The organism is Streptomyces sp. NPDC039424, from assembly GCF_055639495.1.
In genome coordinates this window covers 1-14877 of sequence record NZ_JBVKAI010000015.1, presented here as the reverse complement: position 1 = coordinate 14877, position 14877 = coordinate 1, and the positions used below count along the sequence as shown (strand labels likewise).

The 14877-nt window shown below is 68.9% G+C and carries 12 protein-coding genes and 2 pseudogenes; 7 read left to right on the top strand and 7 right to left on the bottom strand.

The window, feature by feature from the left end:
* Window positions 1–33 precede the first annotated feature (33 nt).
* Entirely contained in the window at window positions 34–1830 is a 1797-nt protein-coding gene (locus tag ACZ7L0_RS30600) for a fatty acyl-AMP ligase (RefSeq protein ID WP_471245755.1), read from the bottom strand.
* A 371-nt stretch (window positions 1831–2201) separates the two neighbouring features.
* On the opposite strand from ACZ7L0_RS30600, the gene ACZ7L0_RS30595 reads away from it, so the two are divergent.
* Window positions 2202–3509: a beta-ketoacyl-[acyl-carrier-protein] synthase family protein gene (locus ACZ7L0_RS30595; protein WP_471245754.1), complete on the top strand. Its 1308-nt coding sequence runs from the start codon at window positions 2202–2204 to the stop codon at window positions 3507–3509.
* On the opposite strand, the gene ACZ7L0_RS30590 is transcribed toward ACZ7L0_RS30595, so the two are convergent.
* The gene (locus ACZ7L0_RS30590; RefSeq protein ID WP_471245753.1) at window positions 3473–4249 is read right to left on the bottom strand and encodes a LuxR C-terminal-related transcriptional regulator; all 777 of its coding nucleotides are present in this window, start codon (window positions 4247–4249) and stop codon (window positions 3473–3475) included. The genes ACZ7L0_RS30595 and ACZ7L0_RS30590 overlap by 37 nt on opposite strands.
* Window positions 4250–4512: 263 nt before the next feature.
* Here ACZ7L0_RS30590 and ACZ7L0_RS30585 point away from each other — a divergent pair, with 263 nt between their 5' ends.
* Both ACZ7L0_RS30585 and ACZ7L0_RS30580 read left to right on the top strand, forming a co-directional pair.
* Window positions 4513–5619 (top strand): AraC family transcriptional regulator, encoded by a 1107-nt coding sequence (locus ACZ7L0_RS30585; protein ID WP_471245920.1) that lies wholly within the window; start codon window positions 4513–4515, stop codon window positions 5617–5619.
* 95 nt (window positions 5620–5714) lie between these two features.
* Window positions 5715–6059: a helix-turn-helix domain-containing protein gene (locus ACZ7L0_RS30580; RefSeq protein ID WP_471245752.1), complete on the top strand. Its 345-nt coding sequence runs from the start codon at window positions 5715–5717 to the stop codon at window positions 6057–6059.
* On the opposite strand, the gene ACZ7L0_RS30575 is transcribed toward ACZ7L0_RS30580, so the two are convergent.
* Window positions 6009–6893, bottom strand: coding sequence for a LysR family transcriptional regulator (locus tag ACZ7L0_RS30575; protein ID WP_471245751.1), 885 nt, complete (start codon window positions 6891–6893; stop codon window positions 6009–6011). The two genes, ACZ7L0_RS30580 and ACZ7L0_RS30575, sit on opposite strands and share 51 nt — an antisense overlap.
* Window positions 6894–7152: 259 nt before the next feature.
* On the opposite strand from ACZ7L0_RS30575, the gene ACZ7L0_RS30570 reads away from it, so the two are divergent.
* The 3 genes from ACZ7L0_RS30570 (at window position 7153) to ACZ7L0_RS30560 (ending at window position 8922) form a co-directional block, all read left to right on the top strand.
* Window positions 7153–8271 (top strand): M20 family metallopeptidase, encoded by a 1119-nt coding sequence (locus tag ACZ7L0_RS30570; RefSeq protein ID WP_471245919.1) that lies wholly within the window; start codon window positions 7153–7155, stop codon window positions 8269–8271.
* A gap of 61 nt (window positions 8272–8332) precedes the next feature.
* Window positions 8333–8566 carry a hypothetical protein gene (locus ACZ7L0_RS30565; protein WP_471245750.1) on the top strand — a complete coding sequence of 78 codons (234 nt, stop codon included), beginning with the start codon at window positions 8333–8335 and terminating at the stop codon, window positions 8564–8566.
* A gap of 197 nt (window positions 8567–8763) precedes the next feature.
* A complete protein-coding gene (locus ACZ7L0_RS30560; protein WP_358635467.1) occupies window positions 8764–8922 on the top strand; it encodes a hypothetical protein in 159 nt (52 codons plus the stop codon).
* A 450-nt stretch (window positions 8923–9372) separates the two neighbouring features.
* On the opposite strand, the pseudogene ACZ7L0_RS30555 reads toward ACZ7L0_RS30560, so the two are convergent.
* From ACZ7L0_RS30555 to ACZ7L0_RS30545, 3 genes and pseudogenes are all read right to left on the bottom strand, one after another.
* Window positions 9373–9477 (bottom strand): annotated as a pseudogene (locus ACZ7L0_RS30555) (Tn3 family transposase); the annotation flags it as partial.
* Between the two features lie 125 nt (window positions 9478–9602).
* Entirely contained in the window at window positions 9603–10541 is a 939-nt protein-coding gene (locus ACZ7L0_RS30550) for an SCO6745 family protein (RefSeq protein ID WP_471245749.1), read from the bottom strand.
* Between the two features lie 183 nt (window positions 10542–10724).
* Window positions 10725–11516, bottom strand: coding sequence for a maleylpyruvate isomerase family mycothiol-dependent enzyme (locus tag ACZ7L0_RS30545; protein WP_471245748.1), 792 nt, complete (start codon window positions 11514–11516; stop codon window positions 10725–10727).
* A gap of 698 nt (window positions 11517–12214) precedes the next feature.
* On the opposite strand from ACZ7L0_RS30545, the gene ACZ7L0_RS30540 reads away from it, so the two are divergent.
* A complete protein-coding gene (locus ACZ7L0_RS30540; RefSeq protein WP_471245747.1) occupies window positions 12215–13975 on the top strand; it encodes a S8 family peptidase in 1761 nt (586 codons plus the stop codon).
* 356 nt (window positions 13976–14331) lie between these two features.
* Here ACZ7L0_RS30540 and ACZ7L0_RS30535 read toward each other — a convergent pair.
* Window positions 14332–14736 (bottom strand): annotated as a pseudogene (locus tag ACZ7L0_RS30535) (IS5 family transposase); the annotation flags it as partial.
* Window positions 14737–14877 lie beyond the last annotated feature (141 nt).

The following is a 14877-nucleotide window of genomic DNA, read 5'->3' as shown; positions in this document are numbered from 1 at the left end:
GACAGTTCGCGCGTCCCCTGCATGGAGCGAGGTTCAGACTGTCGCGAATGCCCGCGCCCGGTACCTGGACCGGCACTGTGCACGCTGCAACTTGCCGCTGGTGGTGAACGGCAGCGCACCGGCCTTGACCAGGAGGACGTCGTCGGCCCGGAGGCCGTGCCCGGCGAAGACGGCCTCCCGGACGGCTTCTTCGACCTCATCCGCCGCGTGGGTCGCGCGGGCACCTGGCGGAGTGTCCGGGACGGGGCCGGTCATGACGCGGTACCGGCTGTTGATCTCAGCCAGGACGACGAGGCGTGTGCGTCCGCCGTCCTCGGCGGTGAAGGCGCAGCAGCAGCCCTCCCGTATGGCGGGATGGCTTGCTGCCGCGGTCGCCTCGATGTCGTACGGGTAGTACTGCATGCCCTCCACGACGATGAGGTCGTCCACACGGCAGGTGACGAAGAGCTGACCGCCGTCCAGGAAGCCCAGGCTGCCGGTGCGCAGGAACCGGCGGCCCTCGTGGCCGCGCACGGTGGCGTTGAACGTACGCGCCGTCTCCTTCGGGGCGTTCCAGTACGCGGCACCGATACTCGGTCCGGACGCCAGGATCTCCCCTGTCTCGTCCGGGGCGCAGGGATCGCCGGTGGCCGGATCCACCACCGCGATGGTCATGGACGGGTGCACCTGGCCCAGGCCGACCAGCCGGCGCACCTCGTCCTCGCGACTGGCTCGCTGCACCTTGCCTTTCGCCAGCGCCACCGCGTCGAACCGGCGGATCACCGGTTCGGGCTCCACCGGCCCGCCGCTGAGCATGACAGTGGACTCGGCGATGCCGTAACTCGGGAAGAACGCCTCGCGGCGGAACCCGAACGGGGCGAGCATGGCACTGAACTGGTCAATCATCTCTGCACGCACCGGCTCGTCGCCGACCACCGCGATCCGCCAGGCGCTGAGATCGAGGGAACGCAACTGCTCCTCGGAGACGCGCCGCAGGCACAACTCGTACCCGAAACCGGGTGCTGAACTGATACCCGCCCCGCGGTCCGACATCGCGCGGAGCCAGTTGACCGGATGCTGGGTGAACGCCGAGGGCGGCATCAGTACGGCGTCGTACCCGACGTAGATCGGCTGCAGGACCCCGGTGATCAGTCCCATGTCGTGGAACACGGGCAGCCAGGACACAACAGGCGGCAGCCGGTCGAAGTCGTCCGTGGCGCGGGTACCGTTGGCCAAGATCAACGAGAGGTTGTGCAGAACGTTGCCATGGGTGAGCTCCACACCCCGGGGCGGACCGGTCGTGCCCGAGGTGTACTGCAGGTACGCGATCGTGTCCTCGCCGATGTCGGGGGCATTCCAGCCGTACGCGTCCGTCTCACTGATCTCGTCGGTCGCCACAGAGGTCGGCCGGCGTGGTGTGGAGATGTTCTTCAGCAACGCGTCGACACGGTTCAGCCTCGACCCGTTCGACAGCAGCACATCCGGTTGGCAGCTGTCGACGATTGACCGGAAGCGCGTATACCGGTCGTCGACACCGACGCGCAGCACCGGAGGAGCCGGCACCGCGATCAGGCCGGCGTACAGGCAGCCGAAGAAGGCGGACACGAAGTCCAGGCCGGGCGGGTAACTCAGCACGGCGCGGGCGCCCTGCGGGGCTTGCCTGCTCAGATGCGCCGCGATTGCCCTTGCCCGGGTGTCCAGTTGGGCGAGGGTGAGCGAGTCGGACTCTTCGAGGCCGTTCTCCAGGAAGGCGAACATCCGTCGATCCGGCTCCCTGGACGCGCGATACCTGCAGAGCTCGACCAAGGTCGTCGGCTCCGGTCGGGATTCTGTGACGGCATCCTCTGACATCGTGGTCCTCCTGTTCGACTCGGCCATTGGCATTGCCCCTGCCATTTCCCCGCTGGCCCGTCGGGACTTGATCACGTATCCAGCCATTGCTGTACGTGTGCGTCTTGGTGGTTCCACTCGAGGAGATGCTAGGTCGGCAGAGAAATATCGGGTATCCGCCGCGGGATGGGTCCATCCCCCTACCGGAGGCGAGCTTCGAGTAGGCCGGAAGACGGATGAAAGCCATCCTCCGGTCGCCGTCACGGTTCGGTCCGTCGGCCGTTACGGAAAGTGCCTCGTACTGGATACCGTCGTGACGACGGCCAGTGGACGACGAATGGCCCGTATCCAAGGGAGAACATTCCCCAGAAGGCTTCAGAAAGGGAACCTCGATGTCCTACGACGCATCTGACGACTACTTCTTGGGTTATCCGAAGCTCCCCGAACTCCCCGGTCTCCCCGGTCGCCCGGACGGGGAGGTCCTGGGTACGACCGGCGTGGTGGTCACCGGTTTGGGAATGACCACGCCGCTGGGCGGCAACGTCCACTCCACCTGGAAGGCGCTGCTCGCCGGCGAATCCCCGATCACCGTGCTCGACGAACCGTGGTCTCGCGATCTGCCCGTACGACTGGCAGGCCGGCTGAGTCAGGAACCGACCGAGGTACTGGACCGGGTCGAGGCCCGACGGATGGACCGCTGCCAGCAGATCGCGATGGTGGCCGCCCGGCAGGCATGGACCGACGCCGGCGCGCCCGAGGTGGCGCCGGAGCGGCTGGCCGTGGTGATCGGCACCGGTCTCGGCGGCGGAGGGACACTGGTCGACCAGCACGACCTGTCGTTGGCCAAGGGGCCGGGCCGCGTGTCGCCGTTCGCGGTGACGATGCTGATGCCCAACGGTTCGGCCGCCGCAGTCAGTCTGGCTCTCGGCGCGCGGGCCGGCGCCCACGCGCCGACCAGCGCCTGCGCCTCCGGAGCGGAGGCAATAGCCATGGGGCTCGCCTTACTGCGTGACGGGCGGGCCGATGTCGTTGTCGCCGGCGGCACCGAGGCATGCATCGGCCGGCTGTCCATGGCGGCTTTCGCCCGCATGGGAGCCCTGTCCGGCCGTCATGAGGACCCTCAGAACGCATCGCGGCCGTTCGACAGTGCCCGTGACGGCTTCGTCATGTCCGAGGGCGGCGGCGCCGTCGTGCTGGAGCGGACCCAGTTCGCGAAAGCTCGTGGCGCGCGGATGTATGCCACGCTCGCCGGTACAGGGATGAGCTCCGACGCGCACACCATGACATCTCCGTCAGCGGACGGTCAGATCAGTGCGATCCGCGAGGCCTTGCGCTCCGGCGGTCTCGGCCCGCAGGACATCGTTCACGTCAACGCCCACGCTCCCGGTACGCCCGTCGGTGACCGTATCGAGGCGGCGGCACTGCTGGAATCGCTCGGTCCGCATGCTCTTGTGACGGCGACCAAGTCGATCACCGGCCATCTCATAGGCGGGGCCGGCGCGATCGAGGCCATCTTCACGGTCCTGAGCGTCTTCACCGACGTGATTCCCGCGACCAGGAACCTCGACGACAAGGATCCCGAGGTGAAGGTGGAAATCGTCACGGGAACCCAGCAGCGCATCAGGGTCACCGCGGCCATCTCGAACTCCTTCGGTTTCGGCGGTCACAACGTGGTCCTCGCGTTCACCAAGCCCGCCTGACCACGGGCTTGGGACGGGCGGCAGGAGGACAGGGGGCGTACCGCGGCCTGTTTGGCCCGCGGTGGCGGGGGCGGGTGCACGAGACCGCTCCGCTGGGCCATCAGCGCCGCGTGCATCCGGTTCGGCAACTCGAGCTTGGCGAGGATGCGCGAGACGTGGGACTTCACGGTGGCGAGCGTGACATGCAGCTCGTGGGCGATCTCCTGGTTCGACCTGCCCATGGCTATACCGCAGAGAACTTGGGTCTCGCGGCCGCTCAGGCTCGCCAGGGCGACCGCGTGAGACCGCTCATGTGGCGGCGGCAGAATCTCGAACCGATCGATCAGCCGTCGGGTCATCGTGGGGCACAAGAAGGCCGCGCCGTCAGCAACCGCACGGACAGCTGAGATCAGCTCGTCCTGGCTGGCACTTTTGAGCAGAAAACCACGTGCGCCCGCCTTCAGCGACCCGAGCAGATGGCTGTCAAGGGCGTTGCTGGTCAGGACAATTATCCCCGGCGCGACTCCGGGTACTGCCGTCCCCAAGGGCCGGGCGAGTTTCCGGACAAATTCGCATTCGGCATCCACGAGGACGACCTGCGGTCGCCGCAGCTCGGCCATGCGTAATGCTTCCTCACCGACCCTCGTATCGGCGACCACCGTGATGTCCGGCTCCTCCCCGAGGGCCTGCCGGAATCCGCGGCGCACAAGATCCTCATTGTCGACCAGCATTACTTCCAACGTGCTGAAGTCGTCCATCATTCGCTCCTCCCGTGCAATTCGGAAGCCCCCGTTGCCTTCGGTAACCAGCAACCGGAACTGTGCGTTTCACTGGCTGTGCTCGAGAATGTTTTCCGGTGCAGCAGTCGCGCACGTGAGGACCGCGGGCCGCGCTGAGCGCTACAGACCGCGGTGGCTGATAACGCGTGCGCCCCCTGGCCCGCACGCACATCCCGACTAGGCTGAATGGGAGCCTACGGCGGGATCCGCCGCATCGATCCCTTCCGATGCTAGGGGGATTGGCAGTGCTGGTTCCAGGCAATGGCGGCCATGCTGTTGGCCGCTCCGGCCACAGGGCGGCGGCCGAGGAAGTCTCCACAGCTCCACGGCTGTTCAACCGAGGCATCGCAGGTGTGCGCGCGATGGTGGACGTGGGCGTCGAGCGTGGAGTGCCCGTACCGGTATGCCTCGACGGCAGTGGTGTGGACGAGAACGCTCTTGCCGACGATGCCGCACATGTCCGGGCCTGGCAGGAGCTCACTGTGGCGCAGAACCTGGTCCGCGCCACGGGCGACGCTCCCGGCCTGGGACTCGAGGTCGGCAGCCGGATTCCGCTGCGTACGTACAGCGTGTTGGGCTTCGCACTACTCGCCAGCCCGACGCTGCGCGAGGCCGCGGCTGTGGGACTGCGCTACCTGGAACTCACCTTCGCCATGGTCGGGATCCACCTTCAGGAGGACGGAAACGAGGTCCGTCTCGTCCTTGACGACGGGCTGGTGCCCCCGCCCGTCCGGCACTTCTTCATCGAGCGGGAAATAGCCAATATCCGGGCCATCCTCGACACCATTGTGGGCCGGCCCTTCACCCCCCTCCGACTGGATCTGCGCTTTCCACGGCCTGAAACGTCCGCGCCGTATGAGACGTTTGACGACGTGCCCATCGCCTTCGGGGCGCCGCGCAACGCGATCGTCACCCTCGCGGCGGTACTGGAGCAGTCGCTGCCGCAGGCGGACCAGCACACCATGCAGGTGTGCGAACGCGAGTGCAGGCTCCTGCTGGCCCGGCGCACCGACACCGGATTCGCAGCGCGGGTACGGGAACTGCTCATGCAGTGGCCGGACGGCATCCCCGACATGGGCGTTGCCGCAGCCGCGCTGCACGTCTCCACCCGCACTCTGCGCCGGCGTCTGGCAGTGGAGGGCACGTCCTACCGGCGTCTGGTCGACGCAGCGCGGCACACTCGTGCTGTCGAGATGCTGTCCACCCTCGGACTCGGGGTCGACCAGATCGCCGTACGTCTCGGGTACGCCGACGCAGCGGCATTCATCCGCGCTTTCCGCCGGTGGACCGGTGCGACCCCCGGTGCCTACCGAACGCGATCAGTACGCAACCTGTCGAGGGCCCACGAGTGAAGGACGGCCTGCTGCCTCTGCGGGGTGGCGCGTCATGCCGGCCATGTACGCCGTGGTGATCGCCACCGCTGCGAGCCTCACTGCACTGCGACGTGATGTCACCTAGGAAACCCGCACTATTGCGGGACGGCGGAGGCGATCAGAAGCTCCGCGAGCACCTGATCGCCACTGCTGCACGCCTCATCGCCGAACACGGGAGCGTGGGCCTGACCGTGCGCGGCATCGCCCGCGAGGCCAAGGTCGCCGACGGCGTGTTGTACAACCACTTCGCGGCCAAGGAAGAACTCCTCGCCGAAGCCCTGCACGCGCACGTCACGACCGTCATGACTGGCGCCGGTGAACCGCCGGTGGCCGGTCGGAGCACCGTCGAGGACAACCTCCGTGACGGTTCAGTCGACGGCGTCGCGCAGCAGATCCCGCAGTTTCAGTGCCGCCGGTAGCGGGGCGACAGGCAGCGCCACATGGACGGTACGGCGCAGGGCCGAGTCGGTGAGGCGGCGCAGGACGAGTTCGTCGGGGACCGCCCGTGCGGCCAGCGAGGGCACCAGCGCCACTCCCAACCCGGCAGCCGCGTAACCGAACTTCGCCGTCCACTCCGCGATCCGGATGATCTTCCTGGGCGTGAAGCCCGCCCGTGCGCAGGCGTCGGCGAGCATCGTGGGACGGTCGCCGTACGCACTGTGAAGCCATGCCTCGTCGTGCAGTTCACGCAGGTCGACCGCCCCTGCTCCGGCCAGGCGGTGCCCGCGTGGGAGAGCCACGAACAGTTCGTCCTCGCACAGCACGGTCGTCGTGACACCGTCGGCCGACGGCAGACCGGACGGGTAGTCGCTGACGACGGCCAGGTCCAGCGCCCCGTCCGCAAGACGCTGCATCAGCGTGTCGGTCCAGCCCTCCACCGCGACGACCTCGACATCCGGCCTGGTGTCCCGGAGCGCCCGGAGGGCGGTGGGCACCAGCGAGATGTTGGCGGTGGCGAACGCGCCTGCGTGCAGCGGTCCGCCGAGCCCCGCGTGCAGCACGGCCAGCTCCCGCTCCGCCCGCGACAACCGGTCGAGCACCTCCATGGCGTGCCGGTGCAGCGTGCGGCCGGCGGGATTGAGCCGTACGCCCCGAGGGAGGCGCTGGAACAGCGGCCCGCCGGCCTGCTGTTCCAGCGCGGCGATCCGCCGGGACACCGCGGACTGTGTGTAGTTGAGTTGGACCGCCGCTTTCGTGAACGACCCGGTATCGGCCACGGCCACCAGCAGCCGCAGCGCGTCGATCTCGAACACGTTCCTCCCTCCGAGATCCGCCTCCCCGTATCACCATCCTCTCATGACACATTCCTTCATCGCATAGATCCCATGCAATCCAGTCGCTGGTGGAATGCCATGTCCGGCCATAACGTCGTTCACGCGGCGGGGCTCTGCAGGGGGATGCGCCCCGCCGCACCCTGGCCCACGAGATCCGAGGGGGAAATGTGTCGCTGCGACAGGAAGTCCAGACGGGGTGGGACCGGTGACCCGGGGGGCCGCGCTCTCCTTGCCGACGATGCTGGCCGATCTGGAGACACTCGTGCTCTGCGAGTCCTTCTCAGCCGACCACGCGGCGGTGGCGCGCAGCGCCGAGGTGGTCGGCGCCCTCGGGACGACGCTTCTGGGAACCGGGCCGGAGACCATCGCGATCGACGGAGTGACCCATCTGCGGTGGACCTTCGGCACCCCGCGGGTCCTCCTGGTGGGACACCACGACACGGTGTGGCCCATGGGTTCGCTCCAGAACCACCCCTGGTCGGTGACCGACGGAATCGCCCGCGGCCCCGGGGTCCTGGACATGAAGGCGGGCCTGGTGCAGATGCTCCACGCGCTGGCCTCCCTGCCCTCCTCGGACGGGGTGTGCGTACTGGTCAGCGGGGACGAGGAGGTCGGCTCCGCGACATCCCGAGAGCTGATCGAGGAAGCCGCGCGGGGGTGCAGGGCCGCTTTCGTACTGGAGGCGGCCGCAGACGAGCGGGGTGCGCTCAAGACCGCCCGCAAGGGCACCTCGCGGTACGAGGTCGTGGTGCGCGGCCGGGCCGCGCACGCGGGTCTGGAACCGCAGAAAGGAGTCAACGCGGCGGTCGAGGCCGCTCATCAGGTGCTGTCCATCGCCGACCTCGGAGCCTCGTTACTCGGAGCCTCGTCGGGTGCCGACGGCGGCGCCCACCCCGTTCTGGGACTCGCGACCGTCACGCCCACCCTGCTGTCCGCCGGCACTGCCCGCAACACGGTGCCCGCGCTGGCCCGGGTGTCGGTGGACGTGCGCGTGCCGACGCCTGCGGCGCAGGACCGGGTCGACGAGCTCATGCGGGGGCTCACCGCCCGGACTCCCGGAGCCCGGCTCGAGGTGCTGGGCGGCAGGCAACGGCCGCCCATGACACCGGAATCGTCCGCCGAACTGTTCGCCCTCGCCTCCCGGCTCGCCACGGAGTCGGGCCAGGAACCGCTGCGGGGGATCGCCGTCGGCGGCGCCTCGGACGGCAACTACACCGCGGCGGTGGGCTGTCCGACGCTGGACGGCCTGGGTGCCGTGGGCGCAGGCGCCCACGCGGACAGCGAGTACGTCGAGGTTGCGCGGATGGTCCCCCGCGCCCGTCTGCTCGCTCGACTCATCGAGCACACGGCCAATTGAACACGCGACCGGCTGAAGCAGCCTTGACGAGGCCGCTCCGATACGAAACCGAGGCCCCTGCATGAGCGTGCCGGGTTCCCCGCCCCCTGAAGTCGCCGGACTGGCTTCCCGTGAAAACTTCGGCCTACTCGAACACACCTTCCTGCCGAGGAAGGAGGCCGACGTGCAGGAGAAGCGCAGCGGACTGTTCATCGCCGCTTTCCTGACCGCCATCGCTTGCCTGGCGACCGGGGGCATCCTGTTGTGGCTCTTCGTGGACCGGGTGCTCACGTCGTACCCCTGCTCATCGCCGTAGTCAGCGGTACCTTGCGTCGGGAGCTTGCCCATGAGCTTTCTGACGGAGCCGTGGTGTCACCCCGGGGACCTTGCTGCCTCCCTACTGGGCAACCGTCGCCGGCGGTCCAACGGGGAGCGAACGCTGTCTAGTCAATAGAGCCCAGCTGAACATTGGAGAGTCCTCCGTTGGTTTCCAAGATTCGTGTCCTTCTGGGCATGCTCGTGCTCCTGGCGCTGGCCATCGGCGCCATCGCCCTGCTCGCGGCCATGAAAGCCGATGCCGTCTGGTTCAGGATCGTTCCTCCCGGCATCCTCTTGTTCGGCGCGTCCGTCGCCCAGTCGCTCGGATGGTTCGACAAGAAGGCCGGTAACTGACCTGGCGGCTCGCAGGTCGGGGTGGATGGTCTCCGAGTGGATGAAGCACGCGGGTGAGGCCGGCGGCTCGCAGGGCACACGGTTCTACTGCAGCGCCCTGCTCTGAGGTTCCCCCGAGATGCGGGGAAGAAGGCCCGCCGCAAGGTGTCGCGGGCGCCGGCCACGTAGCGGGCCGCCGCGCTGGCACTGGAGCAGAAGGCGGTTTTGACCTCCGGCTCGTTCGACACGAAGTTCGCCGACATCGAGGCGGTGGCCGCCCACCACGGCAACAGCCACGAGGTGCTGGTCGCCCGCTTCCACAAGCCGGACCGGGCGCCGATGTTCGACCTGGTGGGCACGCTGGAGTTCGAGGCGGTCAGCGAGGACCGGCGGGTGCCGGACGCGCCGGCGCCCGCGCGGGCCCGCCAGAGCGCGACCCGGAGTACATCTCGGAGCTGTACGAGGGGCAGCCGGGAGCGACTGCCCCTGCGTATCCGCGTGCATCGTGTCCGGCTTCATCTCGGAGGCGTTCTTCAGCAGCTCGTCGATGATGTACACGGCCTCCCACACGCCACAGTCCGCAGGTGCTCAGCCAGGTAGGTGAACACCAACGTCTCGAAGCGCCGCCGGTCCAGCATGCCAGGCCTCTTGCGGTCCCGTACGGCCCGCTGCCAGCTGATTTTCTCGAATTCCACAGGGGTTCAGGCACCATCGGGCGTTCCCGCCCTCGGCGCCCTCTCTCCTGCGCTCTCTTCGTTCAGGCGGCCGACCGCCCACGGCAAGAGTTCCTTCGCCAGAGCAAGGCTGAACGGCCTGGCCAATGAGCGGAGTTCGGCGCAGGCCGTGGGACCGAGCGTGAGGTACGGGAGGGCGGCCAGCCTGTCGGTGGTGTGCTCGATCTCCGCCCTGCGCCGCACCCCTTCCTCGGTCAGCGCCAGGTCCGGTCCGTCGTCGAGCCATCCACGCTCACGCAGGCTCTGCACGGCCTCACCCCACTGCTGCGGCGTCCATGCCCTCGAGTCGCGCAGGACCCCTGCATCGACGTCGCCTGCGGCGGCATGCGTGACGAGAGCTTCGATCCCGCTCAGTCCGGCGGTCAGCAGTGCCCCCACATGGCCGTCGCCACGGAACTCCCTCAGCAGAGTCTGCGCGTGCCAGAGCACGAGGTGGGGCTCGCTCGGCCACGACAGTGCGGCGTGCGCGGCGAAAAGTGGGCGGCCTTGCGGGTGGTGCACAGTCACTTCCGCTGCAGTACGGGCCAGTTCGGCCGCGCGGGCCATCGCCGGTGAGAAGACCTCCGCGCCGAGGATGCGGCGGAGCGTGGCACCGATCCCCGCGAGCCGGGCAGCGGTGAACTGCTGCGGCGTAGCGGCCTCCCATGCCGCGGGTATGGCCCGGCGCACCAGTTGTGGACTGAAGTTGTAGAACGTGGCGATGACCACCTCCGCCGAAGCCGCGCCGAGCGCGGCCGAACGGGACGCGAAGTACCCCGTCCTGGCGTCCACGCCCAACTCGCCGTACCGGCCTGCCGCTTCGGGCGAGAAGTAGACGGCCCCGTGGTAGGGCTCGAGGGTTCTCCAGGTCTCGCGCGCGTAGGCGAGGCTGTCGCGGGTCAGGTTCTGTGCCTGCGCCTGCGCCATGAGCGGCTCTCCGTCCTGTTGCGGATGAAACGTTGGTGTTCATCGAGCACATGAAGGCGGCGGGACACCCCGCGAAACGTACCGCCTGGTCGGTAACCTATCGGAGTGCGGCTCCGGCGACTACTGCCCTGCTGCCAGTTCTCCGCCGCCGGTCCACGAAGACCAGGACGACGTAAATCCGTCCTAGAAAGCGGAGTTGGCGAACCAGTGACTCAGCAGGTCGTCGTCTCCGTCACGTGCGAAGCTCGCCGCGTCGTGGTGCAGTCGGCCGTAGACGAGCAGCAACAGATCGGCGGCGGTTCCATGAACGGTCGAGTCGGCGGTTTCGGCAGCACCCGGGTTCGTGTCGAGCCCGAAGCCGTCGGGCCGCAGGCGGACAAGCCAGTTTTCCTCACCGTCGGTCGCGCGGAAGCGGATGGCCTTGTCGGGACCGCGCAGGTTCGCGACGTGGGGCGCGAAGGAGGTGGCGAAGGGCAGATTGACGAGGAACTCGTCGACCCCGTCCACGGCCGACGGGCGGTCGATCGTGGGCCGGCGGCCCAGGGCCAGTTCGGCGTCGACCCGGTGCAACAGGGTCTCGAAGAGCATCCGGCGTGCCCAGAAGCGGGCGTGCTGATCGACGCCCCATGCCCACATGGGCAGGTCCGGGTCGGTGGCCGCGAAGGCTTGCGCTGCCACGGTCGCACTGTCGGTCAGCCAGTGCGGGTACTCTTCCCGCCGCTCCGGGAGCCGCAGCTCCACCTCGCGCGTGCGCGGGGGCTCCTGGATGCGCGCGTGCAGAAGACTCGAGAACCAACGCTGGACGCCACCGGTGTGCTTGACCAGGTCTGCCAGGCTCCAACCGGGACAGCTCGGCACGGCGGTCGTCAGGTCGGCATCCTGGAGGGCTGCGACGAGTCGGGCGGTCTCCACCGCGATCGCGGCGCGGTGGTCGACCGGCGCGGGTCCGTGTGCGAGGCGGTCCAACGAGTTCATCGTGGGAGTCTCTCTCTGGGTGACGGCTTGGGGTGACCCCGGGTCGGCCGCCGGCAGGCGGCAGAACCTGTCGCGCTGCAGGCGCTCAGCGGCGGGTGCCGGCACCTGTGGCTTCACGACCCCCTCGATGGTCGCACCCGCATGCGCGCCCCACCCACACGGGGATCCCTCGCCGTCCGTCTGGCGCACTTCGCTCGCGCCGCGTACTTCACGGGCACGAGCGGCATCGCGGTGCAGGGGCCGGCCGGCATGACGGGCGGGAGGCTGAACGTCGGAACGGTCAGGGGCGACGGCGACGCCTCCGGCCAGACGCTTGACCCACCGGGCGACGCAGCTGGACGGACGGGGCCGGCACGTCGCCGACGGCCAGCAGGGCGCGGGCGGTGTCGGTCGCCGCGCGGGTCCGGCGCTCTGGTGCGGGCAGCACGGCCCACCAGGCCGGCGGCGTACGCCAGGACGCGGTCGACGTCGCCGAGCTCTCGGTGGATCCCGACCCTCGACGCCCGGAGTACGTCTCTTTTCAGCCACGCCTCTCTAACGTCCCTGCACGGAAAGGCACTTCCATACAGGAGCATGCACCTGACATGTTGCATCCACCACTCGTTTCGTACGGCCCGGCCGGTGCCCTCAGCACGGCCGGGCCGTCTCCGGAGGACGCATTGATACCCCACATATCGAGCCGACCCAGACGCACGCTGGTGCTGGCGGCCACGCTCGGCGCCACCCTCGCGTTCGGCGCCCCGGGAGCCCTCGCGGGCACGCTCCCCGTCGCCCCCTCCACCGCGCCGGCCGCCAAGGCCCACGCTCCTGCCGCCGTGCCGGCATCCCGGAGTGCGGCCTGGGTGGCCGGGACGCGTGCCTACCTCGTGATCACCGCCCCCGGTGACAGTTCGGCGGTCCGCTCGGCGATCACGGCCAACGGCGGCACCGTCTTCTCGAACTTCGACGCCATCGGCGTGATCGTCGCCCACTCGGCGTCCAGCGGATTCGCCGCCACCATGCGCGGTGTCGCCGGCGTGCAGCAGGTCGGCGCCACGCGTACCTCGGACGTCCCGGCCGACGCCTACAACCCGGCACTCCCGGCCAATCCGGCCCAGGCCTCGACCCCGGCCGGAGAACCGGTCCGGGCCGACATGAGCCAGATCAAGGCCGACCAGGCATGGGCCGTGAACCCGGGCTCCGCCTCCGTCACGGTCGGCATCCTGGACACCGGTGTGGACGACCAGCACCAGGACCTGGCGCCCAACTTCGACGCGGCCGACTCGGTCTCCTGCGCCTACGGCAAGCCCGACACCCGTGCCGGAGCCTGGCGGGACGTCGACACGCACGGCACCCACGTAGCGGGCACCATCGCCGCGGCCAAGAACGGCAAGGGCGTCGTCGGCGTGGCACCCGGGGTGAAGATCGCCGCGGTCCGGGTCGCCGAGCCGGGCAACTCCTTCTTCTTCGCCGAGAACACCATCTGCGGCTTCGTCTGGGCCGGTGACCACGGCTTCAAGGTCACCAATAACAGCTATTACACGGACCCGTGGCAGTTCAACTGCCCGGACAACATCGACCAGTCCGCCATCATCGAGGGCGTCAAGCGCGCCCAGGAGTACGCCGAGGGCAAGGGCTCCCTCCAGATCGCCGCCGCGGGCAACGAGAACTACGACCTCGCCCACAAGACCACCGACTCCGCGAGCCCGAACGACTCGACGCCGGTCACCCGCACCATCACCAACGCCTGCCTCGACATCCCGACCGAGCTGCCGGGCGTGGTCACGGTCGCGGCCAACGGCACTGGCGTCACGAAGGCCTCGTTCTCGAACTACGGTCAGGGCGTCATCGACGTCGCGGCGCCGGGCAGCAACGTGTACTCCACCGTCCCCGGCGGCGGCTACGGCAGCAAGAGCGGTACCTCGATGGCCACCCCGCACGTGGTCGGCGTGGCGGCGCTCATCGCCAGCGCCAACCCGGGCATCACCCCGGCGCAGCTCCGCGCCAAGCTGGCCGAGCAGGCCAACGACATCGCCTGCCCCTCGGACAGCCGCTGCACGGGCACGACGGCCAACAACTCGTTCTTCGGCGAGGGACAGGTCGACGCTCTCAAGGCCGTCGGGACCACCCCGCCGCCCGGCAAGTACTTCGAGAACCTGTCGGACTTCGCCATCAACGACAACGCGACCGTGGAGAGCCCGATCGCCGTCACCGGCGTGACCGGCAACGCCCCGGCCACCCTCAAGGTGGGTGTGGACATCAAGCACACCTACATCGGTGACCTGAAGGTCGACCTGGTGGCGCCGGACGGCACCGTCTACACGCTGCACAACCACGCCGGCGGCAGCGCCGACAACATCGCCCAGACCTACACCGTGAACGCCTCCTCGGAGGTCGCGAACGGCACCTGGAAGCTGCGCGTCAACGACAACGCCGCCTCCGACACAGGCAAGATCGACGCCTGGAACCTGACCTTCTAGCGCAGGGCCCGGCAACGCCCACGTACAGCCCGCACTGCGCCGGCGACAGCTCCCCCGGCCCACGGCCGCGGACCAGGCGGGCTGCGGTCTGTCGGCCAGTGCTGCGAAGTGCTGTGGCGTTCAGTAAAGCCTCGGACGGCCTGGGCAGGTGTGCCGCTCACCGTGCGCCTCCCTGAGGAGCTGCAGGACCGTGTCCGCGCTGCCCGTACGGGCAGGGGGCTGCGGCTACGCGCGCCGCGGCCCCGGGGAGCCTTGCGCACCGACTCTGCACAGCGGCCATCAGTCCAGGCCCTGACCCTGCTCCATCGCCTCCGACAACGGCTTGTCCTCCCTCCTGGACTCGATGATCTCCGTTCAGCGAGGTGGACCTTTGTGGTCAGTGCGCCGCGGGATGGCCGATGGCGTGGTCGGCCGGTTCGCCGGCCGGAGCCCCTTTTTGCGGGCCCCGGCCGCGTGCTGGTGAGCCCGCACGATCGTGGAGTCCACCGACACGGCCCAGGCCAGGCATCATCAGCGTCGGCCTGGGCCATCAGCGCGGTGAACACCCGCTCCCAGGTGCCGTCGACTGCCCACATGCGCAGCCGGTTGTAGACGCCCCTCCAGTTGCCGTACTTCTCCGGCAGGTGGACCCACTGGGTTCCGGTCTGGAACTTGAAGGCGATCGCGTCGATCACCTCGCGGTGGTCACGCCAGCGGCCACCCCGTCTCGGTGTTCGGTCCGGGAGTAACGGCTCGATCCGCGCCCACTGCGCGTCGGTCAACGCACAACCAGACCAATGACCGACTGATCCAAACGAAACTGCCTAGTAGTGCTTCGTTAGGTTGTGGGCTGTCTGCGGCTGCTCCGAGGGCGGGGCAGGGGGCGTCCGCAGGTGGTGCAGGTACCGGTCCAGCACCTCAGC